Source organism: Salinarimonas ramus (assembly GCF_014645695.1).
GTDB lineage: Bacteria > Pseudomonadota > Alphaproteobacteria > Rhizobiales > Beijerinckiaceae > Salinarimonas > Salinarimonas ramus.
This window is the reverse complement of the sequence record NZ_BMMF01000004.1, coordinates 392,133-418,177: the sequence shown is the minus strand read 5'-3', so window position 1 is coordinate 418,177 and position 26,045 is coordinate 392,133. Positions and strand designations below refer to the sequence as shown.

The window sequence follows — 26,045 nt, the reverse complement described above, 5'->3', positions numbered from 1 at the left end:
CTGGTCGAAGCTTCACGCCTGCAGAATAGCCATGGGGCAGGCCGCCGACAACGTGTCCTTGGAAGGGAGGCGGGACCTCGCGGCCCCGCCTCCCCGAACCGAGCCGTCTGGCTCAGTTGTTCTGCCAGCTCTGGATCAGCTCGTCGTAACCGATGGTGATCGGCTGCGGATCCTCGTTCTCGAGCTCGGGCTTGGGCGCGCCCGGCTGGTCGAGCCAGTATTGCGGGTCGCGCTCCTCGTTGAGGACCGGACCGAGATCGCCCAGCACGCCGGCGCGCTCGAGGCGCGAGAGCACCTGCTCCTGCTCGCGGCAGAGGTTGTCCATGGCCTCCTGGGCCGACGCCGCGCCGGAGGACGCGTCGCCGATCGCCTGCCACCAGAGCTGCGCGAGGCGCGGATAATCCGGCACGTTGGTGCCCGTCGGGGTCCACTGCACGCGAGCCGGCGAGCGATAGAACTCGACGAGGCCGCCGAGCATCGGCGCGCGCTCGGTGAAGCTCTCGTGCTGGATCGTCGATTCACGCACGAAGGTGAGGCCGACGTGCGACTTCTTCACGTCCACCGTCTTCGAGGCGATGAACTGCGCGTAGAGCCAGGCGGCCTTGGCGCGGTCCTCGGGCGTGGATTCCATCAACGTGACGGAGCCGGCGTCCTGATAGCCGAGCTTCATGCCGTCTTCCCAATAGGCGCCGCGCGGCGAGGGGGCCATGCGCCACTTGGGCGTGCCGTCCTCGTTCACGACCGGCAGGCCGTCGGCGACCATGTCGGCGGTGAAGGCCGTGTACCAGAAGATCTGCTGCGCGATCTCGCCCTGGGCCGGGACCGGGCCCGCCTCGGAGAAGGTCATGCCGGCGGCCGCCGGGGGCGCGTAGGCCTGCAGCCAGTCGACGTACTTCTCGACCGAATAGACCGCCGCCGGGCCGTTCGTCGCGCCGCCGCGGGCGACGCACGAGCCCACGGGCCGGGAATTCTCGTCGACGCGGATGCCCCACTCGTCGACCGGCAGGCCGTTGGGGATGCCCTGGTCGCCGGCGCCCGCCATGGAGAGCCACGCGTCGGTGAAGCGCCAGCCGAGCGAGGGGTCCTTGCGGCCGTAATCCATGTGGCCGTAGACCTCCACGCCGTCGATCTCGCGACCGGTGAAGAACTCGGCGATGTCCTCGTAGGCGGACCAGTTCACCGGCACGCCGAGCGGATAGCCGTACTCCTCCTCGAAGGCGGCCATGATCTCCGGATCGGTGAACCAGTCGTAGCGGAACCAGTAGAGGTTCGCGAATTGCTGGATCGGCAGCTGGTAGACCTTGCCGTCGGGGCCGGTGGTGAAGCTGATGCCGACGAAATCCTCGAGGTCGAGGTTCGGGTTCGTCACGTCGGCCGCCGGGCCGGCCATCCAGTCGGTGAGGTTGCGGACCTGCTGGTAGCGCCAATGCGTCCCGATCAGGTCGGAATCGTTGACGTACATGTCGTAGATGTTCTCGCCGGTCTGCATCTGCGTCTGCAGCCGCTCGATCACGTCGCCCTCGCCGATGAGATCGTGCGTGACGTTGATGCCCGTGATCGCCGAGAAGGCCGGAGCGAGGACCTGGCTCTCGTATTCGTGCGTCGTGATCGTCTCCGAGACGGCGCGGATGTCCATGCCGCGGAACTGCTCGGCCGCGTCGATGAACCATTGCATCTCGGCTTCCTGCTCCTCGCGCGTGAGGCTCGACAAATCGCCGATCTCCGCGTCGAGGAAGGCGCGCGCGGCCTCCATGTCGGCGAAGGCGGGGCCCGCCATCACCGTCAGCGCCGCCACGGCGACGCTCGTCGTCAAGTACTTGCGCATTCTTGGTCCTCCCGAACCTTTTCGTTGCTGTTTGGCCCGCTGGGCGTCGCGGGCCCGGTTGCTGACCCGATCAGACGAGGCGGAAGACCGCCGCGGCATAGATCAGGCAGGCGATCAGCGCGCCCCAGAGGGGCGGGCCGAACAGTCCGAGCCAGGCCAACGAGATGAAGGCCGACCCGAGAAGGCTGATGAACAGGCGGTCGCCGCGCGTCGTCTCGATGCGCAGGATGCCGATGCGCGGCGTCTCCGGGCGACGCGCGGCGATGATCGTCATCGTCGCGAGCAGCGCGGCGATGACCACGAAGAAGATCGCGGTGGGCCAGGTCCAGGCCATCCAGTCCATGAGCGGTTCCTCCCCGTCAGACGCGGCCGAGCGCGAAGCCCTTGGCGATGTAGTTGCGCACGAACCAGATCACGAGCGCACCCGGCACGATGGTGAGGATGCCCGCGGCGGCGAGCACGCCCCAGTCGAGGCCCGACGCCGAGACGGTTCGCGTCATCGTGGCGGCGATGGGCTTGGCGTCCACCGAGGTCAGCGTGCGCGAGAGCAGCAGCTCCACCCACGAGAACATGAAGCAGAAGAAGGCCGCGACCCCGATGCCGCTGGCGATGAGCGGCATGAAGATCCGCACGAAGAAGCGCGGGAACGAGTAGCCGTCGATATAGGCGGTCTCGTCGATCTCCTTGGGCACACCGCGCATGAAGCCTTCCAGGATCCACACCGCCAGCGGGACGTTGAAGAGGCAATGCGCGAGCGCCACCGCGATGTGCGTGTCGAACAGGCCCACCGACGAGTAGAGCTGGAAGAAGGGCAGCGCGAACACCGCGGGCGGCGCCATGCGGTTCGTCAGGAGCCAGAAGAACAGGTGCTTGTCGCCGAGGAAGCGGTAGCGGCTGAAGGCGTAGGCCGCCGGCAGCGCGACGGAGACCGAGATCACCGTGTTCAGGACCACGTAGATCATCGAGTTGACGTAGCCCATGTACCAGGACGCGTCGGTGAGGATCGTGCGGTAATTGTCGAAGGTCAGGTCCTGCGGCCACAACGAGAACGAGGAGAGGATCTCGCTGTTGTCCTTGAGGCTCATGTTGAGGAGCCAGTAGATCGGCAGGAGCAGGAAGACGAGGTACAGCGTCATGATGACGGCCGAGGTCTTCACCCGCGGACCGGCGGCCGCCTTGGTGCGCGCGAGCGTCGCACCCTGGGCCTGGACGAGAGCGGCCTGCGCCATCACACGCCCTCCTTCTTCTCGAGGTTCACCATCACCGTGTAGAAAACCCACGAGATCAGCAGGATCACGAGGAAGTAGATCAGCGAGAACGCCGCCGCGGGACCGAGATCGAACTGGCCGATGGCCGTCTTCACGAGGTCGATCGACAGGAACGTCGTCGCGTTGCCCGGCCCGCCGCCCGTGAGCACGAAGGGCTCGGTGTAGATCATGAAGCTGTCCATGAAGCGCAGCAGGATGGCGATGAGCAGCACGCCCTGCATCTTCGGCAGCTCGATGTAGCGAAACACCTTCCAGCGGCTCGCCTGGTCGATCTTGGCGGCCTGGTAGTAGGCGGACGGTATCGACACGAGGCCGGCATAGGCGAGGAGCGCGACGAGCGAGGTCCAGTGCCAGACGTCCATGACGATGATGGTGATCCAGGCGTCGAGCGCGTCCTGGGTGTAGTTGTAGTCGATCCCGAGCTCGGAGAGCGTGCGGCCGAGCAGCCCGATGTCGACGCGGGCGAAGACCTGCCAGATCGTGCCGACCACGTTCCACGGGATCAAGAGCGGCAGCGCCATCAGGACGAGGCAGACGGAAACCCACACGCCCTTTCGCGGCATGCACAGCGCGATCAGGATGCCGAGCGGCACCTCGATGGCGAGGATGATCGCCGAGAACAGGATCTGGCGCCCCAGCGCGTCGCGGATGCGCTCGGAGGCGAGCACCTCCTCGTACCACTCGAAGCCGGCCCAGAAGAAGACGTTGTTGCCGAACGTGTCCTGGAACGAGTAGTTCACCACCGTCATCAAGGGGATCACCGCCGAGAAGGCGACGAGCACCAGCACCGGCAGGACGAGGAACCAGGCTTTCTGGTTGACGGTCTTGTCCATCACGCGGCCCGCCCTTGCATCATCTGCCCCTCGACGAGGCGATCCTCGACGTAGACCCCGATCCGCTCCGGTTCGAGGACGACGCGGTTCATGTCCTTGGACACGCTCACGCCTTCGGGCACGACGACGTTGATCTCGCGCCCGAAGAAGGCGAGCCGCACGATGCGGTGGCGCCCCACGTCCTCGATGCGCTCGACGCGCACGGGCAGGCCCGGACCGTCCTTCGAGAGCGTGACGAATTCGGGCCGAATGCCGATCTCGACCTTGCCCGACAGCGCGGGATAGGCGGCGCCGAGCGGGATCTCGACGCCTTCGACCATGGCGCTCGTGCCCTCGACGCGGGCGGGGAGCACGTTCATGCCCGGCGAGCCGATGAAATAGCCCACGAACGTGTGCGCCGGGCGCTCGAACAGCTCGGCCGGCGTGCCGGTCTGCACGACCTGGCCGTCGTACATGACGACGACCTTGTCGGCGAAGGTGAGCGCCTCGGTCTGATCGTGCGTCACGTAGATCATCGTGTGGCCGAACTCGCGATGCAGCGCCTTGAGCTGCGTGCGCAGCTCCCACTTCATGTGCGGGTCGATGACGGTGAGCGGCTCGTCGAACAGGATGGCGTTGACGTCCTCGCGCACCATGCCGCGCCCCAGCGAGATCTTCTGCTTGGCGTCGGCGGTGAGCCGCTTCGCCGGCCGGTCGAGCACGTCGCTCATGCCGATCATGTCGGCGATCTGCTCGACGCGCCGACGGACGTAGTCGCGATCCGCGCCGCGATTGACGAGCGGGAAGGCGAGGTTCTCGCGCACGGTCATCGTGTCGTAGACGACGGGGAACTGGAAGACCTGCGCGATGTTGCGCGCCGCCGTCGGCAGATGCGTCACGTCCTCCTCGCCGAAGAGGATCTTCCCCTCCGAGGGGGTGATCAGCCCGGAGATGATGTTGAGCAGCGTCGTCTTCCCGCACCCGGAGGGGCCGAGCAGCGCGTAGGCCGAGCCGTCGTCCCAGACGAGATCGAGCCGCTTCAAGGCGTAGTCGGCCTCGGAGGTCGGGTTCGCCGAGTAGGAATGGGCGAGGTTCGAGAGATGGATGCGGGCCATCTTGCGCCTCCTCAAGCCGCGAGCGCGTAGGAGGCGGGCGCCGCGAGCGCGCCGTCCTCGGCGAAGACGTAGACGTGAGCGGGGTCGACGTAGACGTTCATGCTGCTCCCGTGCCGGAGCGAGCGCACGCCGTGGACGAGGCCCACCCAGCGCTCGCCGCCGTGATCGATGTGGACGTAGGTCTCCGAGCCGGTGATCTCCGTCTCCGACAGGATCGCCGGGAAGGTCAGGCAGCCGGCATGAGGCGGCTCGAGCTCGAGATGATTCGGCCGGAAGCCGGCGAGGTAGCGCCCGTCCCGCAGCCCGGCCAGCGTGCCGAGCGCGGGCACGCTCTGCCCCTCGCCGAAGAGCAGGCGGTCGCCGGCCTTGGCGATCTTCAGGAAGTTCATCGGCGGGTCCGAGAACACCCGCGCCGTCACGGCGTCGGCCGGGCGCCGATAGACCTCGGGCGTGGGGCCGAACTGGGTGACGCGGCCCTCCCACAGCGTCGCCGTGCTGCCGCCGAGCAGCAGCGCCTCCTCCGGCTCCGTCGTGGCGTAGACGAAGATCGCGCCCGATTCCTCGAAGATGCGGGGAATCTCCGCGCGCAGCTCCTCGCGCAGCTTGTAGTCGAGGTTCGCGAGCGGCTCGTCGAGGAGGACGAGGCCCGCGTCCTTCACCAGCGCCCGGGCGAGGGCGCAGCGCTGCTGCTGGCCGCCGGAGAGCTCGAGCGGCTTGCGGTCGAGCATGCCGTCGAGCTTCATCAGGGCCGCGGCCTTGTGCACGGCCTCCTCGATCTCGCCCTTCGGGCGGCCGGCGACCTTGAGCGGCGAGGCGATGTTCTCGCGCACGGACAGCGTCGGGTAGTTCACGAATTGCTGGTAGACCATGGCGACGTTGCGGTCTTGCACGCGCCGGTCGGTCACGTCCTCGCCGTGCCAGAGGATGCGCCCCGTCGCCGGCTTGTCGAGGCCGGCCATCAGGCGCATCAGCGAGGTCTTGCCGGCGAGCGTGGGCCCGAGCAGCACGTTCATCGTGCCTTTCTCGAGGGTGAGCGTCGTCGGATGGATGTGGGTGCGTCCGTCGACCACCTTGGACACGTTGTCGAGCACGAGCGCCATGCGCCTAGAGCCTCCTCATTCCGCCGCGAGGCTGCGGGTCCGCGCGCCGCGGTCGCGCATGAAGGCGTCGAGAGCGTCCGCCTCCTCGCGCGTCAGCCGCAGGCCGAGCTTCGAGCGTCGCCAGATCACGTCCTCGGCGCGCGCGGCGTATTCGCGCTCCATCAGCCAATCGATCTCGCGCTCGGTGAGCGTCGCCCCGAAGGCGCGCCCGAGATCCTCCGCCCGCGTCGCGTCGCCGAGTAGGGTGCGCGCCTCGGTGCCGTAGGCCTTGACGAGCCGCCGTGCCCAGAAGGGCGTGAGGAAGGGGTAGTCGCGCGCGAGATCGGCGACGAGACGATCGACCGCGTCGACGGGGAAGTCGCCGCCGGGAAGCGGCGCGCCCGCCGTCCACGGGCCGCGCGCCTGCGGGAAGAAGCGCCCGAGCTTGGCCATGGCCGATTCCGCCAGCCGGCGGTAGGTGGTGATCTTGCCGCCGAAGACGTTGAGCAGCGGCGGGCCGTTCTCGTCGAGCGAGAGCACGTAGTCGCGCGTGGCGGCGGTGGCCGACTTCGCACCGTCGTCGTAGAGCGGGCGCACGCCGGAATAGGTCCACACCACGTCCGCGCGGGAGATCGGCGTCTTCAGGTATTCGCAGACGAAGCCGCAGAGATAGTCGATCTCGTCGTCCTGGGCCCGCGCCTCGCTCGGCCCGCCCTGGTGGTCGCGGTCCGTCGTGCCGATGAGGGTGAAGTCGGTCTCGTAGGGGATGGCGAAGACGATGCGCCCGTCGCCGCCCTGGAAGATGTAGCAGCGATCGTGCTCGAAGAGCCGCTTCGTCACGATGTGGCTGCCGCGCACGAGGCGCACGCGCTCCGACGAGTTGATGCGCAGCACGCCGGAGATCACGTCGGCGACCCACGGACCGCCGGCATTGACCAGCGCCCGCGCGCGCGCCGTCTCCCGGCGCCCGTCCTGGTGGGCGATGTCGATGGCCCACAGATCGCCCTCGCGCCGGGCCGACGTCACCTTGGCGCGCGGCAGGATGCGCGCGCCGCGCGCCTCCGCGTCGCGAGCGTTGAGGACGACGAGGCGCGAGTCCTCGACCCAGCAATCCGAATATTCGAAGCCCTTGGCGAAATCGTCCTTCAGCGGCTTGCCGGCGGGGTCGCGGGTGAGGTCGAGGCTGCGGGTCGCGGGCAGGATCTTGCGGCCGCCGAGATGGTCGTAGATGAACAGGCCGAGCCGCAGCAGCCAGGCCGGGCGCAGGCCGCGATGGTGCGGCAGCACGAAGCGCAGCGGCCAGGAAATGTGCGGCATGGCCCGCAGCAGCGTCTCGCGCTCGATCAAGGATTCCCTGACCAAGCGGAATTCGTAATACTCGAGGTAGCGCAGCCCGCCGTGGAAGAGCTTCGTCGAGGCCGACGAGGTGGCCGACCCGAGATCGTTCATCTCGGCGAGCGCCACGGACAGGCCGCGGCCGGCCGCATCGCGGGCGATGCCGCAGCCGTTCACGCCTCCGCCGACGATGAAGAGATCGAAGACCTCGCGGCCTTCGGCTGCCACTGACACGACGTTCCATCCCTCTCGTTTATTTTCGCGGATGGTCGACGTTTGGCTTCGCTCTGTCAAGTCTCGCTTTCGTTTCGTTTCGCAGATCGTATGGTGCAGCGCGAAAGGGCGTTGCTCTCGCTGGGGAAGTCGCGCGTCGTGCACCGCTGCCGCGCAGTGGCGCACGGCGCGGGCGTGTCTCGTGCGCGTTGCCTTTCGCTCCTGCCCCTGCCAGGGTCCCGCCCGTACGCGAACGAACGAGCGGGGCAGCGTCGGGATGGCTCAGAACTTCCGCCAGAAGGAGATCCTGGACCTCGCGCGCCAGCACGGCAAGGTGGTGGTCGAGGATCTCGCGGCGCATTTCGACGTGACGGTCCAGACCATCCGCCGCGACCTGACCGAGTTGTGCGAGGCGGGCGAGCTGACGCGGGTCTACGGCGGGGCGATCCTGCGCTCGGGGGTGGCCAACATCGGCTACGAGGACCGCCGCGGCCTGATGGCGGAGGAGAAGGACGCCATCGCGCGGGCCTGCGCGCGCATGATCCCGGACGAGGCCTCGCTCTTCCTCAACATCGGCACGACGACGGAGGCGGTGGCGCGCGCGCTTCTGTCGCATCGCAACCTCATGGTCGTGACCAACAACATCAACGTCGCCAACATCCTCTCCGCCAACGAGAGCTGCGAGGTGGTGGTGGCGGGCGGCGTCATGCGCCGGCCCGACGGCGGGCTCGTGGGCGACGTGACCCTCGAGATCGTCAAGCACTTCAAGGTCGACGTCGCCGTGATCGGTGCTTCCGCCCTCGACGTGGAGGGGGACCTGCTCGACTTCGACTTTCGCGAGGTGCGCGTCTCGCAGGCGATCCTGCGCCAGGCGCGGCGCGCCCATCTCGTGGCGGATCACTCCAAGTTCGAGCGCAGCGCGCCGGTGCGCATCGCCTCGCTCGAGGACGTCGACACCTTCATCACGGATGCGGCTCCGCCGGAGCCCGTGCGCAAGCTGTGCCGCGACTGGGGCACGGATATCGTCGTCGCCGGCGCGGCGGGCGGCTAGGCGGAGCGCTCGAAAAGAAGGCGCGCCCCGGTTTCCCGAGGCGCGCTCGTATGCCTCATCCGGTCGCGGGCGCGCCGCGAGGGAGGACGTCAGATGTCGAAGAGGCCCTCCTCGCCGATGTCGTCCTCCCACAGCCCGAACTCGGTCTCGTCGATGCCGCCGCTCGTGTCGGCGTCGTAGGCCGAGTACATGCCCGCCGAGAGCTCCTCGTCGTTCAGCATGTCGTCGTCGTTCGAATCCCAATCCTCGAAGGCGGTCTCTCCGTAGCGCTCGGTGAAGCGCGCTTCGTCGCCGCGGGCCTCCTCGAACTCGGTCTGCGTGATCGAGCCGTCGCCGTCGGCGTCGATGGAGCCGGTGAGGCCCTGGTTCGCCCAGCCGGTGTTCCACTCGGTCTGGTCGATCATCGAATCCGAATTCGCATCCCAGTCGTCGTAGGCCTGCGCGGCGACGGGGCCGGCGAGGAAGGCCGTGGCGAGGGCGGCGGCGGCGGTCGTCTTGAGCCAATTGCGGGTCATGAGCGTCTCCCTATGGTTGTCTCGGACTTGGTGGTCTCGAACTTGATGGTCGGACGGCTCCACGAATGCGCGGTGACGCCGTTCGTTCGAGCGTGGCGTTGAAGAATTTGGCGTACCTGTGCGGTCGGCTCGGATTGGGAAAGCGCGTCCTGCCGGCGCGCACATGACCCGAGCGTTGACCACCGCCGCCGCCGGGCGCATCGTCGGCCCACGCCCTTCGACGACGCCGAGCGGCGTGGACCAGGGAGAGACGACTTGCCGACGTCGGTGCGCGATCTCTTCTATCTCCTCGCGCTCGGGGCGCTGATCGGCGCGGTGCTGCATCTCGGGCGCACCGTGCTCGTCCCCGTCGTCGTCGCCATCATGCTCACCTACGTCATCGTCGGCGCGGTCGATGCGCTCGGCCGCGTGCCGTTTCTCGGGCACGCGCCGGTCTGGTTGCGCTACGTCGCGGCCGTGGCGACCTTCCTCGCCGCGCTGGCGCTCATCGGGCTCCTCGCGGCGGCGAACCTGCGCGGGCTGACCGAGGTGCTCCCCGCCTACGAGGCGAACCTGCGCACCCTCCTCGACCGGGTGGCGGCGCCCTTTGGGGCAACCGGCTCGGCGGCCTGGGAGGGCCTGCGCGCGCTCACCATCGATCGCATCGACGTCGGCCCGGCCGCGCTGTGGATCCTCAACACGCTCGCGAGCGCGGGGGCCTACCTCGTGCTGATCGTCACCTACGTGGTCTTCCTCCTGCCCGAACGGACGCTGATGCCCAAGAAGCTGCGCGCCATCGCGGGAAACCGGGCGCCGAGCGGGCGCCAGCAGGAGCTGCTCGCGCAGATCAACGCGCAGATCACCTCGTATCTCTCGGCGAAGACGGCGATCAACGTCGTGCTCGGCGTCCTCTCCTTCGCCATCCTGGTCGTGCTCGGGGTCGAGTTCGCCGTGTTCTGGTCGATGTTCATCGCGCTCGCGAACTACGTGCCCTATATCGGCTCCCTCGCGGCGGTGGCGCTCGTCGTCCTGCAGATCCTGGCGCAGACCGGCTCGCTGGAGACGACCCTCCTCGGCCTCGGGCTGCTGGTCGCGGCGCAGGTCTACGTGGGCAACTGGCTCGAGCCGCGCTGGCTCAGCCGCTCGTCGAACCTCGGGCCCTTCGTGGTGCTGCTCTCGCTCGTCGCCTGGAGCGCGCTGTGGGGCATGCCGGGGGCGATCCTCGCCGTGCCGCTGACCTCCATCTTGATGATCGTCCTCGCCGCGGCTCCGCAGACGCGGGCGATCGCCATTCTCATGTCGCGCGACGGCCGGATCTCGTGAGCGCGCACGGCGAGCGCTTCATGTTGCCGGGCTGCGCGATTTAGGGTAGTTGCGGCCGACCCATCCGGCATACGGGAGATCGACGTCATGCGCGTGGGAGACCCCCTCGACACCTGCCTCCCCGGCGGCGATGCCGCGACGGACGCCCTCGCGCGCACGGTCCTCGCGCTCGCCGGAGCCGCGGCGGAGCTCTCGCATCTCGTCTCGCGGGGCGCCCTCGAAGGCGCGCTCGGCGCCGAGATCGGGGAGGGGCACGAGGCGGGGGACGCGCAGCGCGCCCTCGACGTCGTCGCCGACGACCTGTTCTTCCGCGCCCTCGCCGACGCGCCGGTGGCGGCCGTCGCCTCCGAGGAGCGCGAGGGCGTCGTCGTCCTGGACGAGCGCGCGCCCCTCGCCGTCGCCGTCGATCCCCTCGACGGCTCGTCGAATATCGACATCAACGCGCCGGTGGGCGCGATCTTCTCGATCATGGACGCCGCGCGCGATGCGCCGGCCGAGGCGCCTTTCCTGGCGCCGGGCACGCGCCAACGCGCCGCCGGCATCGTCGTCTTCGGCCCGGCGACGACGATGCTGCTCAGCGTCGGGCGCGGCGTCGATCTCCACGTGCTCGATCGCGCGTCCGGAGCCTTCCGCCTCGCCCGCGCGGACGTGCGGGTACCCGTCTCGGCCAAGGAATTCGCGATCAACGCCTCGAACCGCCGCCACTGGGAGCCGGGGCTCGAGGCCTGGTTCGAGCATTGCCTCGCCGGACGGGACGGGCCGCTCGCGCGCGATCACAACATGCGCTGGATCGCGTCGCTCGTCGCCGAGACCTTCCGAATCTTCACCCGCGGCGGCGTCTATCTCTATCCGGCGGATCAGCGGAAGGGCTACGAGCGGGGCCGGCTTCGCCTCGTCTACGAGGGCAAGCCGGTGGCCTTCCTCACCGAGCAGGCCGGCGGCCTCGCCACCGACGGGCGCCGGCGCATCCTCGATCTCGAGGCGGGCTCGCTGCACGAGCGCTGCCCCTTCGTCTTCGGCTCGCGCGAGATGGTGGAGACGATCGGGAGCTATCTCAGCGGATCTCGCCCGGGTTGAGACCGCCCTTGAGCTCGGCGAGCACCTCGGCGGCCCGCAGGAAGCGGTGCGGATCGACGGCGCGGCCGTCGAGGCGGGTCTCGTAATGCAGGTGCGGCCCGGTGGAGCGTCCGCTGGAGCCCGCACGCCCGATCAGGTCGCCGGCGGCGACCTCCGCCCCGTCGGCGACGGAGATCGCCGAGAGATGCGCGAAGCGCGTCGTCAGCCCGTTGCCGTGGTCGATCTCCACCATCCGGCCGTAGCCCCCCGCACGGCCGGCGGAGATCACCCGCCCCGCCGCCGTGGCGTAGACCGGTTCGCCGGTGCGGGCGCGGAAGTCGATGCCCGAATGGAACGCAGGGCGGCGGGTGAACGGGTCCGAGCGGACGCCGAAGCGCGAGGTGATGGCGATGTCGCCGTCGACCGGCCGCTCGAAGGGAATGGCGATGGTCGTGCGGCGCAGGCGATCGCGCGCGACGAGGCTCTCCTGGAGCCCGGCGACGAGCGCCTCGAAGCCGCCGGCCTCCGCGTCGATGCCGATGGGGATGAACGGCCCGCCGATGCCCTCCGCGGCAAGCATGTCCGGGTGCGCAGGCTCGAGGGCATGCGGATCGAGGCCCGCCGTCTCGATGGCGTCGCGCATGATGCCGGCCTCGAGCTCCACCTGCAGGCGGATGCGCTCCAGCGCGCGGATCTGGCCGTCCTCCACGAGGGAGAGGGAATATTCGGCGGCATCCAGGCTCGCCCCGAGGCTCGCATGCGCCGGCAGCGTGCCGGGGGAGGGGAGCGACGCGGTGCCGGGAACGGCGGCGTCGTCGGCGTCGCTGCGCAGGCGCAGCTCCAGCGGCGCGGGAACCGGCGTCGGACGCGGACGCTCCACGGCGAAGGGGTTCTCGCCACGAGCAGGGGACGGGGAAACCGGGGCGAAGGCGGAGGCCGCGTCCGGCAGGACCGGCGGGAGCGGGACGGTCGCGGTCGTGGCGGGGCCGAGCGAGCCGGTGACGGCGGCCGCGGGCGCGATGCGCTCCGTCAGGTCCGCGAGCACGGCCTGGCGCGTCTCGAGCTCCACCTGTCGGCTGACGAGGGCGGCGACGCGCTGCTCGACCGTGTCCTGCTCGATCAGCTTGCGGCTCGCCACGCGGTCGAGGCGCGCACGGAGCGCGCCGAGATGGTCCTCGTAGCGCGCTTCCGCCTGGGACTGGCGCCGCAGCAGCTCGGCGACGAGATCCTCCCGCGACACGATGTACCAGGTCGCGCCGGCGGCCCAGGCGGCGAGCAGGCTGAAGGCGAGGGCGCAGCCCGTCGCCGCCAGCGGCCCGACGGCGAAGAGCGTGCGGGGCGGCGCGCCCAGGCGCGTCGCGACGTCGCGCTCGTGCGGCACGCGTTCTCCCCGCAGGCGTCCTCGTCCGTCGTGCATGCGTCGCATCTCCTTGCGGAAACCCGACGCCATTCAACGCCCGTTAGGGTTAAGATCCGGCAAACGACGCGCAGGCAATGCCGCGCGCCCCGCCGCTCAGAGCACCTTCACCGCGTCGAGCACCTCCTCGGCGTGACCCGGCACCTTCACCTTGGGCCACACGCGCGCGACCTTGCCGTCGGCGTCGATGAGGACGGTGGTGCGCTCGACGCCCATGTACTTCTTGCCGTACATGCTCTTCTCGACCCACACGCCGTAGGCCTCGAGCATGCCCTTCTCCTCGTCGGCGAGGAGGTCGAAGCCCAGCTCGTACTTCGCCTTGAACTTGTCGTGGCTCTTCGGCGAATCGGGCGAGACGCCGACGATCACGGCGCCCTCGGCGGCGAAGGCGTCGCGCATGCCGTTGAACGCCTGCGCTTCCTTCGTGCAGCCGGAGGTGTCATCCTTCGGATAGAAATAGAGGACGACTTTCTTGCCCTTCAGATCCGCCAGCGACACCGTCCGGCCGCCGTCTGCGGGGAGGGTGAAGCCGGGAGCGGGTTCGCCGATGACGAGCGCCATGTGCCATCCTTTCGTCGGTTTTGCGGTATGGTCGTCGCGCGGAGAGCGCGCGTCGTCTACGGCGGGCAATGAAGCAGGGATCACTCCTCCGGGGAAGCCTCGCGCGCGCATGCGCAAGGGGGCCCGGAGACCGGGGCGTGGGGCGGGTTGCGCTTGAACGAGGAGGTCACGCATCTGCGGCCGAGCGCCTTGCGCGGCGACCGATTTGGGCCGAGCGCGGGCCTGCGCTCGCGCAGCTGGAAGCGACGGCGGCTCGGCCGGCGGCTGATCCGCGCCAAGCTGTGGCTCCTCGCCGCCCTCGCGGTGCTCGGCGGGCTCCTCTACCTGCGGCTCGATTCGGGACCGATGGAGGTCGAGGGCCTCTCCGAGCGCGTCGCGGCCGCACTGGAAGAGCGGCTCGGCGCGGCCTGGCGCGTGACGCTCGCCGATTCGGCGCTGACGCTGCACGAAGGCACCCCGGCCCTCGCCGTCGACGGGCTCGATCTCTCCAATGCCGAGGGCGAGCGCATCGCGCACGCGCCGCGGGCGCTGGTCGCTGTAGGCCCGCTCTCCCTCGTCGCCGGCGATCCCGCGCCGCGGGCGCTCGTGCTCTCGGACGTGGAATTGCGCGTGCGCGTGGCGCGCGACGGATCGCTCTCGCTCTTGCCGCCGGACGCCGCCGCCGAGCCTGATCCGGCGCCGGTGCCGGTGCCGGCTTCCGCCGAGGACGGCGCGCCCGTAGGCCCGGTGCGCGCCCTCGCGGCGGCGCTCGCCGGCCTCCTCGACGACGCGAGCCCCATCGGCGCCCTCGGCAACGCGCGCCTCGACAGCGCCCGGCTGACGCTGGTCGACGCGGACGGGCGCGAGCGCGTGGGCTTCGCCGACGTCGACCTGCGCATCTGGCGCGAGCGTGGCGCGCGGCGCATCGCCGCCTCCTTCGACGGGCCCGGCGGCCCCTGGAGCTTCGAGGGCGCGCTGGCGCCGGACGGGGAGGGCGGTCGCGTGGCGCGCCTCGCCGTCGACGCGATGCCGGTGCGCGACCTCACGCTGATGACCGGCCTCTCGGAGGCGTTCGGCTCGGAGGATCTGACGCTCACCGGCTCCGCCGAGATCGCGCTCGGTCCGCAGGGCGACGTGCGCCGCTTCGAGGCCGCTCTCGAGAGCGGCGACGGCTGGCTGCGCACGAGCGATCCGTTCATGCCCCTCGTGCCCGTCGAGCGCCTCGCGGCGCGGGCGACGTGGGATCCCGAGGCGGGCGTGCTCGCGCTCGACGATGTCGAGCTCTCCGGCGGGCGCACGCGCGTGCGCCTCGCCGGTGCGCTGACGCCCGCGGAGGAGGGGGGCGGCTGGGCGCTCGCTCTGTCCGGCGAGGACGCGGTCGTGCGCGGCGCGACCGATGCGGAGCCGACGCTCGCCCTGTCGCGCATCGACATCGCCGCCCGCGGCGGGCCCGACGGCATCGTGGTCGAGCGCGCCGCGCTCGAAGGGCCCGGCATCGACCTCGAACTCGACGCCTCCTTCGGCGGCCCCGCGCACGGGGGCGGGCTGCGGGTCGGGCTCGAGACCGGCGACATGCCCGTGCGCACGGCGCTGGCGCTCTGGCCCGATTTCGTCGCCCCGATTCCGCGGCTCTTCCTGCGCGACGCCGTGCAGGAGGGGAACGTCGCGGATCTCGACGTCGCCGTCGCCCTCGACGCCGCGCAGCTGGCCGGCCTCTTCGAGGAGGAGCCGCTGCCCGCCGAGACGGTGGACGTGCGCTTCGCGCTCGACGGCGTGCGGCTCGTGCTCGGAGACGACTTCCCCGCTTTGCGCGACGTCGCGGTCAGCGGGTGGGTGTCCGGAGACAGCGCGTCGGTGGACGCGCACGACGCGCACGTGATCCTCCCCGAGGGCCGGCGCCTCGACGCGCAGGCCGGGACGTTCCGCCTGGAGAACTACTGGGAGCCGACCTCGCCTTCGCGCATCGCCTTCACGGCGACGGGCGGGCTCGACGGGCTCGCCGCCTTCCTCGCCGCGCCGGCGCTCGCGGGCGCCGCCGATCTCGCGCTCGATCCGCAGAGCGTGTCCGGCGACGTCGCTCTCGACGTCGCCTTCTCCTTCCCCATCGGCGAGCCCGTCGAGGTGGCGCGCCTGCCGATCAGCGCCGAGGGACGGCTCGAGAACGTCTCCGCGCCGCTGCTCGGCGACGTCGAGCGCCTGGAGAACGGCTCGCTCGCCCTCGCCTTCACGCCCGACGGCACGCTCACCCTCGACGGCACGGGGACGCTCGCCGGCGGCCCCGTCGAGATCTCGCTGGTCGATCCGCGCATCGGCGAGGGTCGCGCGCGGCTCTCCGGCACGATCGGCGCCGCCGCGCTCGCCGAGCGCGGGATCGTGCCGCCGGGCACCCTCGCGGGCGAGATCGCGGCGAGCATCGAGGCGACGCTCGGGCCCGGCGAGGACGTCTCGGCCCGCATCGAGGCCGACCTCGCCCGCGCGCGGGTTACGGACCTGCTGCCCGGCTGGCGCAAGGAGCCCGGCGCCGCGGGCATGCTCGCCCTCGACGTCGCCACGAGCGCCGACGGGCTCGCCTTCTCGAACCTCGCCCTCGATTCGGGCGCCGTCTCGCTCAGGGGTTCGGGGCGGCTCGACGCGAACGGCGATCTCGCGAGCCTCGACCTCGCCCGCGCGCGGCTCTCGCCCGGGGACGACGCCGCCTTCGCGCTCTCGCGCGGGGCGGGCGGCGCGCTCGCAGGGCGGCTCGCCGGCTCGGTCTTCGACCTGCGCCCCGTCCTCGCCGCCCTGCGCGAGGACGACGACGAAGGCGGCGGGGCCGAGGCGCGCGACGACCTCGACGCCACCCTCGACCTACGCCTCGACATCCTCGGCGGCTTCGGCGAGGAGGTCCTCACCAACGTGAACGCCAGCCTCGCCGTCGTCGACGGCGCGGTGCGTGCCGGCTCGCTCGACGCACGCTTCCCCGACGGGCCGCTCACCGTGCGCATCGCCGACGGGCGGCTGAGCGCCGAGAGCGCGGATGCGGGCGCGACCCTGCGCTTCCTCGACCTCTACGACCGCATGGTCGGCGGGCGGCTCTACCTCGCCGCCGGCCTCGGCGACGAGCGCGGGCCGGGCGAGCTGATCCTGTGGGACTTCGTGCTGCGCGACGAGCCGGCGCTACGCAGCGTCGTGGGGCGACAGCTGCCGCAGGCGGCGGGCAACGACGCGCGCTTCGGCCTATCCGGACCCGCCGTCAACCCGAGCGAGGCGCTCTTCACCAAGGCGCAGGTGGACTTCATCCGCGACGGCCCGGTGCTGACGCTCGCCGACGCGCGGATGTGGGGGCCTCAGGTCGGCTTCACGCTGGAGGGCTGGGTCGATCTCGAGGGCGAGCAGCTCGACATCGCCGGCTCCTACGTGCCGGCTTACGGCCTCAACAACGCCTTCGCCCAGGTGCCGGTCTTCGGCACGATCCTCGGCGGGAGCCAGTACGAGGGGCTGTTCGCGGTGAACTTTCGCCTCTCCGGCGCCATCGACGAGCCGGCGCTGAGCGTCAATCCGCTCTCGGCCATCGCGCCGGGCGTGCTGCGCCGCCTCTTCGGCGCCGGCGCGCCCACCCAGCGCGGCCCGCGCCTGGAATCGCCCCCGCCTGCGCCGCCGCTGGACATCACGCCGGGCTGAGGGCGCGCGCAGCCCGCCTCAGCGCCCGGTGTACCGGGGCGCGCGCTTCTCTCGGAAGGCGGCGATGCCCTCGGCGAAATCCTCCGAGAAGCCGGCCTCGCGCTGGAGCGCGGCCTCGAGCACGAGCTGGGCGTCGACGTCGTTGTCGAAGCTCTTCGCCAGCGCCTGCTTGGTGAGGCGGTAGGCGAGCGCCGGCCCGGCGGCGAGGCGCTCCGCGAAGGCGCGGGCCTCCCCGGCGAAGGCGGCGTCGTCCCACACCGCGTGGACGAGGCCGAGCGCCTTCGCCTCGTCCGCCGGCACCGGTTCGGCCGTGAGCATCAGCGCCATCGCGCGCTTGGGGCCGACGATCCGCGGCAGCAGCCAGGTGCCGCCCGCGTCCGGGATCAGCGCGATCTTGGCGAAGGCCTCCTGCAGGTAGGCCGAGCGCGCGGCGACGACGATGTCGCAGGCGAGCGCGATGTTCATCGACGCGCCGACCGCGGGCCCGTTCAACGCGGCGATCGTCACCTTCGGGTAGTCGATCAGCGTGCGGATCAGCGGGTTGTAGTCGCGCGCGAGCGGCGGCCCGAGATCGATGCGCCCGGCCTCGTCCCGCGGCAGGTCCTCGGTGAGATCCTGGCCCGCGGAGAAGGCGCGCCCGGCGCCGGTGAGCACCACGACGCGCACGCTCTCGTCGTCGGCGCATTGCGCCAGCGCATCGCGCAGAGCCGCGTGCAGCTCGGCGGTGAGGGCGTTGAGCTTGTCGGGGCGGGCGAGGGCGAGGGTGGCGACCCCGTTCTCGCGGGCGATTGTCAGGACCTCGGTCATGCGGCGTCTTCCTCCCGTGCGCGGTCGCGCGCGCTCTCGTCGAGGAGACCCTGCACCCGCTCCCGCAGGACGGGCAAGAGGTCGGCCTCGAACCAGGCGTGCTTCTTGAGCCAGGCATTGTTGCGCCACGACGGATGCGGCAGCGGCAGCACCTTGGGCGCGCGCGGCGCATCGAGGATGGCGCGCCAGTTCCGGACGGTGTCGGTGAGGCCGGCCTTGGCGTGGTCCGGCAGGTGCCAGCTCTGGGCGTAGGAGCCGATGACGAGGATCAGCTCCAGGTTGGGCAGCCCGGCGAGGACGCGGCTGCGCCAGGCCGGCGCGCATTCGCGCCGCGGCGGCAGGTCGCCGCCCTTGGAATCGTAACCCGGGAAGCAATGGCCCATCGGCACGATGGCGACGAGCGCGGGATCGTAGAACGTCGCCTCGTCGAGGCCGAGCCAGGCGCGAAGCCGCACGCCCGACGGATCGAGGAAGGGTATGCCCGCCACGTGCGCGCGGTTCCCCGGCGCCTGGCTCGCGATGCACAGCCGCGCGGAGGGATGCGCCTGGACGATGGGGCGCGGCTCGTGGGGGAGCGCCGGCCCGCGCATGGGCGCGTCGCGGCAGATGCGGCAGGCGCGCAGCGCGGCGAGGGTGTCGTCGAGACGGGTGTCGGCGGTCATGCCGAGGGCTCTAGGCCCGCCGTGCGGCGAAGGCGAGGCGGCCTCACGCCGCGGCGCTGGGCCGGCTCTTCAGGCGCGCGTGATAATCGCGCAGCGCGCCGAGCTCGTCGGGAATCGGGATCTTCACGAGCCGCAGGAAGTCGAGTGCGACCAGCGCGGTGATGTCGGCCACCGAGAACGTCTCGCCCGCGAGGAACGGGGTCTCGCCGCAGCGCCGGTCGAGGAAGGCGAGGGCCTCCGTCACCCGCGCGCGGTTCGCCACGCCCCATTCGGGCACCTGCGGCACCTCCATCTCCGCCATGGCCGGGTGCGTGTGGCGGAAGATCGCCGCGATGGCCGACAGGAGCCCGAACTCGACGCGCCGCTCCCACATGGTGACGAGCGCCGCGGACAGCGGGTCCGTCCCGAAGAGCGGCGGCTCGGGATGGAGCGCCTCCAGGTAGCGGCAGATGGCGATCGATTCGGTGATCACGATGCCGTCGTCGAGGACGAGCGCGGGCACGCGCTGGAGCGGGTTCACGGCCGAGAACGCCTCGCCCTTGTGCTCGAGCCGGCCGAGATCGACGGGCACGATCTCCACCGAGACGCCCTTCTCCGCGAGAAAGATCCGCACCCGCCGCGGATTGGGCGCCCGCCCGCCGTCATAGAGCTTCATGGCTGCCGCCTCCCGTGTCGTTGGGGAAGGAGGCGAGCACGGGGGTGGGGGAATGGTCAAGCGGGGGGCGCGAGCGGCGGGGCATCCAGTACTCGCACACGCGCTCCGGCAGGGCGGCGTCGCGTTCGAGCGCGCGGCGGATGGTCCAGAGGTGGCGCACGAGGCGGTCGAGCGCCGGGCCGGGGGCGTCGTCGGAGACGGCGAGCGTCTTCGCCTCGCCCGCGGCCAGCACGAGGGCGAACAGCGCCCCCTCTCGCGACCCCGCCGCAAGCCGCGCCGCCCGCTCCGACAGCCGATCGAGCCCCCGCCCGACCTCGTCCATGGCCGCGTTCGCCGCCGCCCGCTCCCCGGACGTGTCCGCCGCGCCCGCCCGCTCGTCCAGCGCATTCGCCCGCCCGATCATCCCCTCCGCCTCGAGGGCGAGGGCGTGGAGGGGGCACGCGGGGGCGTTCGCGCGCGCGAACGGGCTCGCGGCCGCGGCGGCGGCCGGGATGGGGGAGGGGACCATGAGGGCTCCTTCGGGACGAGCGGGAGGGTTCGCGCGCCGGGGGCGCGCGGGGGTGGCGGGGGGAAGGTGGGACCTTTAGTATCAAGTCGGCCGGACTGGCTGACTGACCCCTTGTATAGCACCTGAGCGAAAATAGCGCAAGATGGACTCGCGTTCAACCCGCATCACCAGCGAGCAGATGCGCGCCGCCCGCGGTCTGCTGGGCTGGACGCAGCAGGATCTCGCCGGCAAGTCCGAGATCTCGATCGCCACGGTCAAGCGCCTCGAAGCCGAAGCCGGCCCCCTCGGCGGCCTGAAGATCACCGCCACCGCCATCCGCCGCGCCTTCGAGGACGCCGGCGTGGTCTTCATCGACGCCAACGGCGGCGGAGCAGGCGTCCGCTTCCGCGACCCCCCTCCTTCCCTGTAGGGGAAGGTGGCGCGCCGCGAAGCGGCGTGACGGATGGGGCGCGCGAAGCGCGTTCGGCGGAGCCGAAACGACCCGGCTCGCCCAGCCGCCCCGCAATTCGGCTTCGCCGAACACGCCTGCCGGCGTGCCCCATCCGTCTCGTCGGCTACGCCGCCGATCCACCTTCCCCTACAGGGAAGGAGAGGGTGCCCGCGGTTCCGGCAATTCTCCTTCCCTGTAGGGGAAGGTGGCGCGCCGCGAAGCGGCGTGACGGATGGGGCGCGCGGGACGCGCGTTCGGCAAAGCCGAACCCCCCCGGCTCGCCCAGCCGCCCCGGAATTCGGCTTCGCCGAACACGCCTGCCGGCGTGCCCCATCCGTCTCGTCGGCTACGCCGCCGATCCACCTTCCCCTACAGGGAAGGAGAGGGTGCGCGTGGTTCGGTGAGGCGGGCGAAGATGGTGTCCATGACGGAACCGAGCTCGCGGTCGACCTGGTAGTTCCAGAAGCGCGCCACCAGGAAGCCGCGCTCCGCCAGCCACGTATCGCGCAGCCGGTCCTCGGCGCGGTGCGCGTCGAAGCCGTGCTGGCTGCCGTCCACCTCGACGACGAGGCGCGCCTTCAGGCAGGCGAAGTCGACGACGTACGGGCCGATCGGCACCTGCCGCCGAAAGGTGAAGCCCGCCGGACGCAGGCGGCGCAGGGCGACCCACAGCTTCGCCTCGTGCCGCGTCATCCGCTTGCGCAGGTCGCGAGCGAGCTGCGTCGAAACGGTGGTGCCGGGGCGCTTGTGATAGCCGCTGCTCATGGTCGGGCTTCCCAATGCGAACGAAGTAAGAACATGATGCCCCGACCCGTGCCACTCCTGCATCCTTAAGAATACAGGTGTATGAAGATACATGTAGGGGTAGGCGCCACTCCTTCCCTGTAGGGTAAGGTGGCTCGGCGGAGCCGAGACGGATGGGGCGCGCAGCGTTCGGCGGAGCCGAAACGACCCGGCCCGTGCAGCCGCCGCACGACAGCTTGAGTGTTGACAGGTTGTGAGCGCCACGGTAGTGTCAAGCTCTCTTTACGCGAACGGGGGGCTACCCCCCTGCCGGGCGTTTCGCCAGGCAATCGAAAATTGATCGAGTTTAACGGCGCGGACGACGGGCTTAACTGCACCGAAGTCTCGGCGCAGTTAAGCCCGTCGTCCGCGCCTTCTTTAGGTAAAGAGCTGTGTTGCACGAGATCGCGAGTTTTATCGACGCTATTAATTTGCAACAATGGAGGCTTAAGCGTCCGCATAGATTCGTATTTCTGTGTGGTGGAAAACTGAATGAGGGTGCAGAAACGCCCTGCTCTGTGCGGGAACATTTTCTTAGACGGTGTCATACGCGCAAAGAGCTTGCCGCAGGCATTCCGATCGTCCTTGCAGAAGACGTTAATCAGAGTTTTTCACCTGCCAAATTCAATGACTTGCTTGAATTGGAGAAGTACGTCGCCTCATTGTCTGAGGTCAATATACTTATCTTGGAATCTGCTGGATCTATAGCTGAGCTCGGTGCATTCTCTCAATCGTCGGAGATCGCATCTAGATTATTTGTTGCAGTGAAGGACGACAGGCATCCTGTTGACTCCTTTATAAGCAACGGACCACTGCTCTTTCTTGAGAAATCCTTTGGTGAAGAGGTAGTTTCAAACTATCCATTTATCTCGGAGGGAGAGACGTTGAGGGCTTCATCTCCGGTTGTGGGTGATCTGTACCAGGATGTATTTGGTATAGTTTCATCGAGGAGTATTGAGGAGAAATTCAAGCCGAGAAGTAAGTCGCATATCATGAATTTGATTGCACAACTCGCATACCTATTTTATGGCGTGACAATTATCGAAATGCAGAGTTACTTGAATAGGCTCGACATCGATTTAGATGATCGTGAAATGAGACTGATGTTTCATGCGCTACAGCTTGTTGGATGGATCCAGCGCCGCAAATACAAGCAGTTTTATTATTACGTCGCAACCAAAGGGTTTTCCCCAAGTGCTGTTGCATATAAGCCGAAGAAGAAGAATGACACCTTGCGCTGGAGATTTGACATCTTCCAGGAATTGAAAAAGAAGAACGACTTTCGCGTTGATGTATTTAGAAGAAGCTTGGGGGAGGCGGCTGATGAAGTTGCTGCGTGAGGTTGCAATCGAGAACGGGTTGGCGCCCGAAGAGTTGATCTACATTGGCCCAAGCCTGCCGAGCCGATACCGTGAATTCGCGATCATGAAGCGCGACGGTACTCCTAGGTGGATTGCACATCCCGCACGGGAGTTGAAGGGTATTCAGCGTTCAATTGTCCGTTCGCTAATTTCGCAATTTCCGATTCACGACTCTGCGACTGCATATAGGCTCGGATTCAACATTAGGAAGAACGTAGAGCCTCATGTCAGACAAGAGTTTATCGTCAAGATGGATTTCGCAAATTTCTTTCCATCGATTCGGCCGCATGATCTTATCTCATACTTATCCAATACTCAGTTTAAACTGAGTGATACGGAAATTAAGTTTCTTACACATGCCCTTTTCTGGAAGCCAAAGAAGGCATCCGATTTACGCTTATCGATAGGAGCGCCTTCATCGCCGCCACTTTCTAATGCATTGCTCTATGATTTTGATGTACATGTGGATGCGTTATGCCGCGTGAATCAGGTAAAGTACACCCGCTACGCGGACGATATGACCTTTTCTGCGACAAACACACAATCGCTTGAAGTTGTTCATAAGCAAATTGTTCGATTCGTCAAAGAAATGAAAAGTCCGTCATTGCGCTTGAATACGACGAAGACTATTTGGCTTTCCAAGGCGCATAGACGGAATGTGACTGGCTTGATCGTGACACCGAATGGTGAGATCTCGATCGGGCGAGATAGAAAAAGGCTCATTTCTGCTAAACTGCACCATTATTCACTTGGCCGATTAGGTGTAGCTGAAACGAAGCACTTGCATGGGCTCCTCGCCTTCGCAAATGCGATCGAACCACAGTTTGTTGACAGAATGAGGAGGAAATACGGAGTTGAGGTTCTGGCACTCCGTCATCAGAAGTAAAGCTCCCCCCTCACCCCCTTTTCTCCTTCCGCCCCCTGTACTTCGGCGCCTGCCCCGGCCGTCCCTCCATCGACCTCCCCGCCGGCCGGACGCCCACGGCCCCGGCCCCGAGCGGCCGCTCGCGGTCCGTGCCCGGGCCCATCTCCCCCGGAACCGGCTTCGCCACCCGCGACCCACCCTTAGGCCGCCCCCCGCGCGCGTCCCCCGCGCCGTACCGCCCGGCACCGGCCTCGATATCCGCCTGGCGGGCCATGGGGTCGTCGCCCACGAGCAGCTCCGTCTCCTGGAGCCTCTTCAATTCGTCGCGCAGCCGGGCGGCTTCCTCGAATTCCAGGTTGGCGGCGGCCTCGCGCATGCGCTTCTCGAGGTCGGCCATGATGGCCTTGAGGTTGTGCCCCACGGTGGCGCCGGCTTCTGCGAGGCCCGTGTCGACGCGCACGTGGTCGCGCTCGTAGACGCTCTCCAGGATGTCGCCGATGGCGCGCTTCACGCTCTCGGGGGTGATGCCGTGCTCGGCGTTGTAGGCGAGCTGCTTCTCGCGGCGGCGCTCGGTCTCGGCCATCGCGCGCTGCATGGAACCGGTGATCGTGTCCGCATAGAGCAGGCAGCGGCCGTCGACGTTGCGGGCGGCGCGGCCGATGGTCTGGATCAGGGACGTCTCGGAGCGCAGGAAGCCCTCCTTGTCGGCGTCCAGGATGGCGACGAGGGCGCATTCGGGGATGTCGAGGCCCTCGCGCAGGAGGTTGATGCCCACCAGCACGTCGAAGGCGCCGAGCCGCAGGTCGCGGATGATCTCGATGCGCTCCAGCGTGTCGATGTCCGAATGCATGTAGCGCACGCGCACGCCGTTCTCGTGCAGGTACTCCGTGAGGTCCTCCGCCATGCGCTTGGTGAGCACGGTGGCGAGCGTGCGGTAGCCGCGCGCGGCCATGTCGCGCACCTCGCCGAGCAGGTCGTCCACCTGCGTCTTGGCGGGGCGGACCTCGACGATCGGGTCGACGAGGCCGGTGGGGCGGATGACCTGCTCGACGAAGATGCCGCCGGTGCGGTCCAGCTCCCAATTGCCGGGCGTGGCGGAGACGTGCACCGTCTGCGGGCGCATGGCGTCCCATTCCTCGAAGCGCATCGGGCGGTTGTCGAGGCAGGAGGGCAGGCGGAAGCCGTACTCGGCCAGCGTCGCCTTGCGGCGGAAGTCGCCGCGATACATGCCGCCGATCTGCGGCACGGTGACGTGGCTCTCGTCGGTGAAGACGAGCGCGTTGTCGGGCAGGTACTCGAACAGGGTCGGCGGCGGCTCGCCGGGGCGGCGCCCGGTGAGGTAGCGCGAATAGTTCTCGATGCCGTTGCAGGCGCCGGTGGCCTCGATCATCTCCAGGTCGAACTGGGTGCGCTGCTCCAGCCGCTGCGCCTCGAGCAGGCGGCCCATATTGGTCAGCTCCGCGAGGCGCGTGCGCAGCTCCTCCTTGATGCCCTTGATGGCCTGCTGGAGGGTGGGGCGCGGGGTGACGTAGTGGGAATTGGCGTAGATCTTGACGAACTCGAGGTCCGCCGTCTTCTGCCCGGTGAGCGGGTCGAATTCCTGAATGGTCTCGATCTCGTCGCCGAAGAGGCCGATGCGCCAGCCGCGGTCCTCCAAGTGGGCGGGGAAGAGCTCGATGACGTCGCCGCGCACGCGGAAGGTTCCGCGGGTGAAGTCCGACTGGATGCGCTTGTATTGCAGCGCCACGAGGTCGGCGATGAGCTGGCGCTGCTCGATGCGCTCGCCCTGCTTCACCGAGAACGACATGGCGGTGTAGGTCTCCACCGAGCCGATGCCGTAGATGCACGACACGGAGGCGACGATGATGACGTCGTCGCGCTCGAGCAGCGCCCGCGTGGCCGAGTGGCGCATGCGGTCGATCTGCTCGTTGATGGACGATTCCTTCTCGATGAACGTGTCGGAGCGCGGGACGTAGGCCTCCGGCTGGTAATAGTCGTAGTAGGAGACGAAGTACTCGACCGCGTTCTCGGGGAAGAAGGACTTGAACTCCCCGTAGAGCTGCGCCGCCAGCGTCTTGTTCGGCGCCAGGATGAGGGCGGGACGCTGCGTCTCCTCGATGACCTTGGCCATGGTGAAGGTCTTGCCCGAGCCGGTGACGCCCAGCAGCACCTGGTCGCGCTCGTTCTCGCCGACGCCCTTCACCAGCTCCTTGATGGCGGCGGGCTGGTCGCCGGCGGGCTGGAAGTCCGACTTCATGACGAAGCGCCGCCCGCCCTCGGACTTCTCCGGCCGCATCGGCCGGTGGGGCGTCCAGAGCTTGCCGTCCTTGAAGAGCGGGTTGCCGGAGGTGAGGAGATCCTCCAGCGCCTGGACGGTCGCCGAGACGCCGCCGCCGGCGAGATCCTCCGGCGGGGGCAGCTCGGAGGGCTTCTTCGGGCGCCCGCCCTTGCGCGGCGGCCCGCCGGGGCGCTCCGCGAGGTCGCGGGTGGCGGGGGAGGCGAGGTCGGGGTCGAGCTCGCCGACAAAACCCGTCTCGTATCCCGTCTCGAAGCCGCGCTGGGGCGCCTCCGCGAAGCCGGTCACGGCGGAGCCGCCGGACTTCTTCTTGGACAGAGCGGGGTTGAGCAGCTCGGCGAGGTGCTCGTCGAGCGGCTTCAGCTCCGGCTTCTGCGCCTTGGGCCGCGCGCCCTTGCGCGCGGGAGCGCCGGAATCGGAGGTCGGGGCATTCGAGGAGGTCTTCGGGGAGCGCGCCATGGCGGCAATATGGGCGGAGTCGCGCCCGCCG

At 69.0% G+C, this 26,045-nt stretch carries 23 protein-coding genes; 7 read left to right on the top strand and 16 right to left on the bottom strand.

What is annotated here, in order from left to right:
- Positions 1-112 precede the first annotated feature (112 nt).
- From IEX89_RS08795 to glpD, 7 genes are all read right to left on the bottom strand, one after another.
- Positions 113-1,825, bottom strand: a complete 1,713-nt coding sequence (locus IEX89_RS08795) for an ABC transporter substrate-binding protein (RefSeq protein WP_188911785.1) — start codon at positions 1,823-1,825, stop codon at positions 113-115.
- 70 nt (positions 1,826-1,895) lie between these two features.
- Positions 1,896-2,168, bottom strand: a complete 273-nt coding sequence (locus tag IEX89_RS08790) for a DUF2160 domain-containing protein (RefSeq protein WP_188911783.1) — start codon at positions 2,166-2,168, stop codon at positions 1,896-1,898.
- Between the two features lie 16 nt (positions 2,169-2,184).
- On the bottom strand, positions 2,185-2,961 hold the full coding sequence (locus IEX89_RS08785) for a carbohydrate ABC transporter permease (RefSeq protein WP_244645228.1): 777 nt from the start codon (positions 2,959-2,961) through the stop codon (positions 2,185-2,187).
- Between the two features lie 92 nt (positions 2,962-3,053).
- The gene (locus tag IEX89_RS08780) at positions 3,054-3,926 is read right to left on the bottom strand and encodes a carbohydrate ABC transporter permease (RefSeq protein ID WP_188911886.1); all 873 of its coding nucleotides are present in this window, start codon (positions 3,924-3,926) and stop codon (positions 3,054-3,056) included.
- A complete protein-coding gene (locus IEX89_RS08775; protein ID WP_188911778.1) occupies positions 3,926-5,020 on the bottom strand; it encodes an ABC transporter ATP-binding protein in 1,095 nt (364 codons plus the stop codon). The genes IEX89_RS08780 and IEX89_RS08775 overlap by 1 nt, the downstream gene beginning before the upstream one ends.
- An 11-nt stretch (positions 5,021-5,031) precedes the next feature.
- The gene (locus tag IEX89_RS08770) at positions 5,032-6,120 is read right to left on the bottom strand and encodes an ABC transporter ATP-binding protein (protein WP_188911775.1); all 1,089 of its coding nucleotides are present in this window, start codon (positions 6,118-6,120) and stop codon (positions 5,032-5,034) included.
- Positions 6,121-6,135: 15 nt separating this feature from the next.
- Entirely contained in the window at positions 6,136-7,668 is a 1,533-nt protein-coding gene (glpD, locus tag IEX89_RS08765) for a glycerol-3-phosphate dehydrogenase (protein WP_188911773.1), read from the bottom strand.
- Positions 7,669-7,924: 256 nt separating this feature from the next.
- Between glpD and IEX89_RS08760 the strand changes: the two genes are divergently transcribed.
- The gene (locus IEX89_RS08760) at positions 7,925-8,698 is read left to right on the top strand and encodes a DeoR/GlpR family DNA-binding transcription regulator (RefSeq protein ID WP_188911771.1); all 774 of its coding nucleotides are present in this window, start codon (positions 7,925-7,927) and stop codon (positions 8,696-8,698) included.
- Positions 8,699-8,787: 89 nt separating this feature from the next.
- Here IEX89_RS08760 and IEX89_RS08755 read toward each other — a convergent pair whose 3' ends face one another.
- Positions 8,788-9,213: a hypothetical protein gene (locus IEX89_RS08755; RefSeq protein WP_188911769.1), complete on the bottom strand. Its 426-nt coding sequence runs from the start codon at positions 9,211-9,213 to the stop codon at positions 8,788-8,790.
- A 255-nt stretch (positions 9,214-9,468) separates the two neighbouring features.
- Here IEX89_RS08755 and IEX89_RS08750 point away from each other — a divergent pair, with 255 nt between their 5' ends.
- A complete protein-coding gene (locus IEX89_RS08750) occupies positions 9,469-10,515 on the top strand; it encodes an AI-2E family transporter (RefSeq protein ID WP_188911767.1) in 1,047 nt (348 codons plus the stop codon).
- 87 nt (positions 10,516-10,602) lie between these two features.
- Complete coding sequence (locus tag IEX89_RS08745) at positions 10,603-11,592, top strand: class 1 fructose-bisphosphatase (protein ID WP_188911765.1); 990 nt, start codon at positions 10,603-10,605, stop codon at positions 11,590-11,592.
- Here the strand turns inward: IEX89_RS08745 and IEX89_RS08740 are convergent.
- Entirely contained in the window at positions 11,570-12,988 is a 1,419-nt protein-coding gene (locus tag IEX89_RS08740; RefSeq protein WP_188911762.1) for a M23 family metallopeptidase, read from the bottom strand. The genes IEX89_RS08745 and IEX89_RS08740 overlap by 23 nt on opposite strands.
- A gap of 96 nt (positions 12,989-13,084) precedes the next feature.
- A complete protein-coding gene (gene bcp / locus IEX89_RS08735; protein ID WP_188911760.1) occupies positions 13,085-13,549 on the bottom strand; it encodes a thioredoxin-dependent thiol peroxidase in 465 nt (154 codons plus the stop codon).
- 153 nt (positions 13,550-13,702) lie between these two features.
- Here bcp and IEX89_RS08730 point away from each other — a divergent pair, with 153 nt between their 5' ends.
- Entirely contained in the window at positions 13,703-17,188 is a 3,486-nt protein-coding gene (locus IEX89_RS08730) for an AsmA-like C-terminal domain-containing protein (protein WP_188911758.1), read from the top strand.
- An 18-nt stretch (positions 17,189-17,206) separates the two neighbouring features.
- Here IEX89_RS08730 and IEX89_RS08725 read toward each other — a convergent pair whose 3' ends face one another.
- From IEX89_RS08725 to IEX89_RS08710, 4 genes are read right to left on the bottom strand one after another with little or no spacing between them, the layout of a single operon-like run.
- On the bottom strand, positions 17,207-17,995 hold the full coding sequence (locus IEX89_RS08725) for an enoyl-CoA hydratase-related protein (protein WP_188911756.1): 789 nt from the start codon (positions 17,993-17,995) through the stop codon (positions 17,207-17,209).
- Positions 17,992-18,657 (bottom strand): uracil-DNA glycosylase family protein, encoded by a 666-nt coding sequence (locus IEX89_RS08720; protein ID WP_188911753.1) that lies wholly within the window; start codon positions 18,655-18,657, stop codon positions 17,992-17,994. Before IEX89_RS08720 ends, IEX89_RS08725 begins: the two co-directional genes overlap by 4 nt.
- 43 nt (positions 18,658-18,700) lie before the next feature.
- The gene (locus IEX89_RS08715) at positions 18,701-19,312 is read right to left on the bottom strand and encodes a glutathione S-transferase family protein (RefSeq protein ID WP_188911751.1); all 612 of its coding nucleotides are present in this window, start codon (positions 19,310-19,312) and stop codon (positions 18,701-18,703) included.
- Positions 19,299-19,820 (bottom strand): hypothetical protein, encoded by a 522-nt coding sequence (locus IEX89_RS08710; RefSeq protein ID WP_188911750.1) that lies wholly within the window; start codon positions 19,818-19,820, stop codon positions 19,299-19,301. Before IEX89_RS08710 ends, IEX89_RS08715 begins: the two co-directional genes overlap by 14 nt.
- A gap of 142 nt (positions 19,821-19,962) precedes the next feature.
- On the opposite strand from IEX89_RS08710, the gene IEX89_RS08705 reads away from it, so the two are divergent.
- On the top strand, positions 19,963-20,229 hold the full coding sequence (locus IEX89_RS08705; RefSeq protein WP_188911748.1) for a helix-turn-helix domain-containing protein: 267 nt from the start codon (positions 19,963-19,965) through the stop codon (positions 20,227-20,229).
- A 390-nt stretch (positions 20,230-20,619) separates the two neighbouring features.
- On the opposite strand, the gene IEX89_RS08700 is transcribed toward IEX89_RS08705, so the two are convergent.
- Positions 20,620-21,015, bottom strand: a complete 396-nt coding sequence (locus tag IEX89_RS08700) for an endonuclease domain-containing protein (protein ID WP_188911747.1) — start codon at positions 21,013-21,015, stop codon at positions 20,620-20,622.
- Positions 21,016-21,428: 413 nt separating this feature from the next.
- Here IEX89_RS08700 and IEX89_RS08695 point away from each other — a divergent pair, with 413 nt between their 5' ends.
- Together IEX89_RS08695 and IEX89_RS08690 are read left to right on the top strand one after the other, a co-directional pair.
- Entirely contained in the window at positions 21,429-22,373 is a 945-nt protein-coding gene (locus IEX89_RS08695) for a retron St85 family effector protein (RefSeq protein ID WP_188911745.1), read from the top strand.
- Positions 22,357-23,280: a retron St85 family RNA-directed DNA polymerase gene (locus IEX89_RS08690; RefSeq protein WP_188911743.1), complete on the top strand. Its 924-nt coding sequence runs from the start codon at positions 22,357-22,359 to the stop codon at positions 23,278-23,280. Before IEX89_RS08695 ends, IEX89_RS08690 begins: the two co-directional genes overlap by 17 nt.
- Before the next feature lie 10 nt (positions 23,281-23,290).
- On the opposite strand, the gene uvrB is transcribed toward IEX89_RS08690, so the two are convergent.
- Positions 23,291-26,014 (bottom strand): excinuclease ABC subunit UvrB, encoded by a 2,724-nt coding sequence (gene uvrB / locus IEX89_RS08685; protein ID WP_188911742.1) that lies wholly within the window; start codon positions 26,012-26,014, stop codon positions 23,291-23,293.
- Between the last annotated feature and the right edge of the window lie 31 nt (positions 26,015-26,045).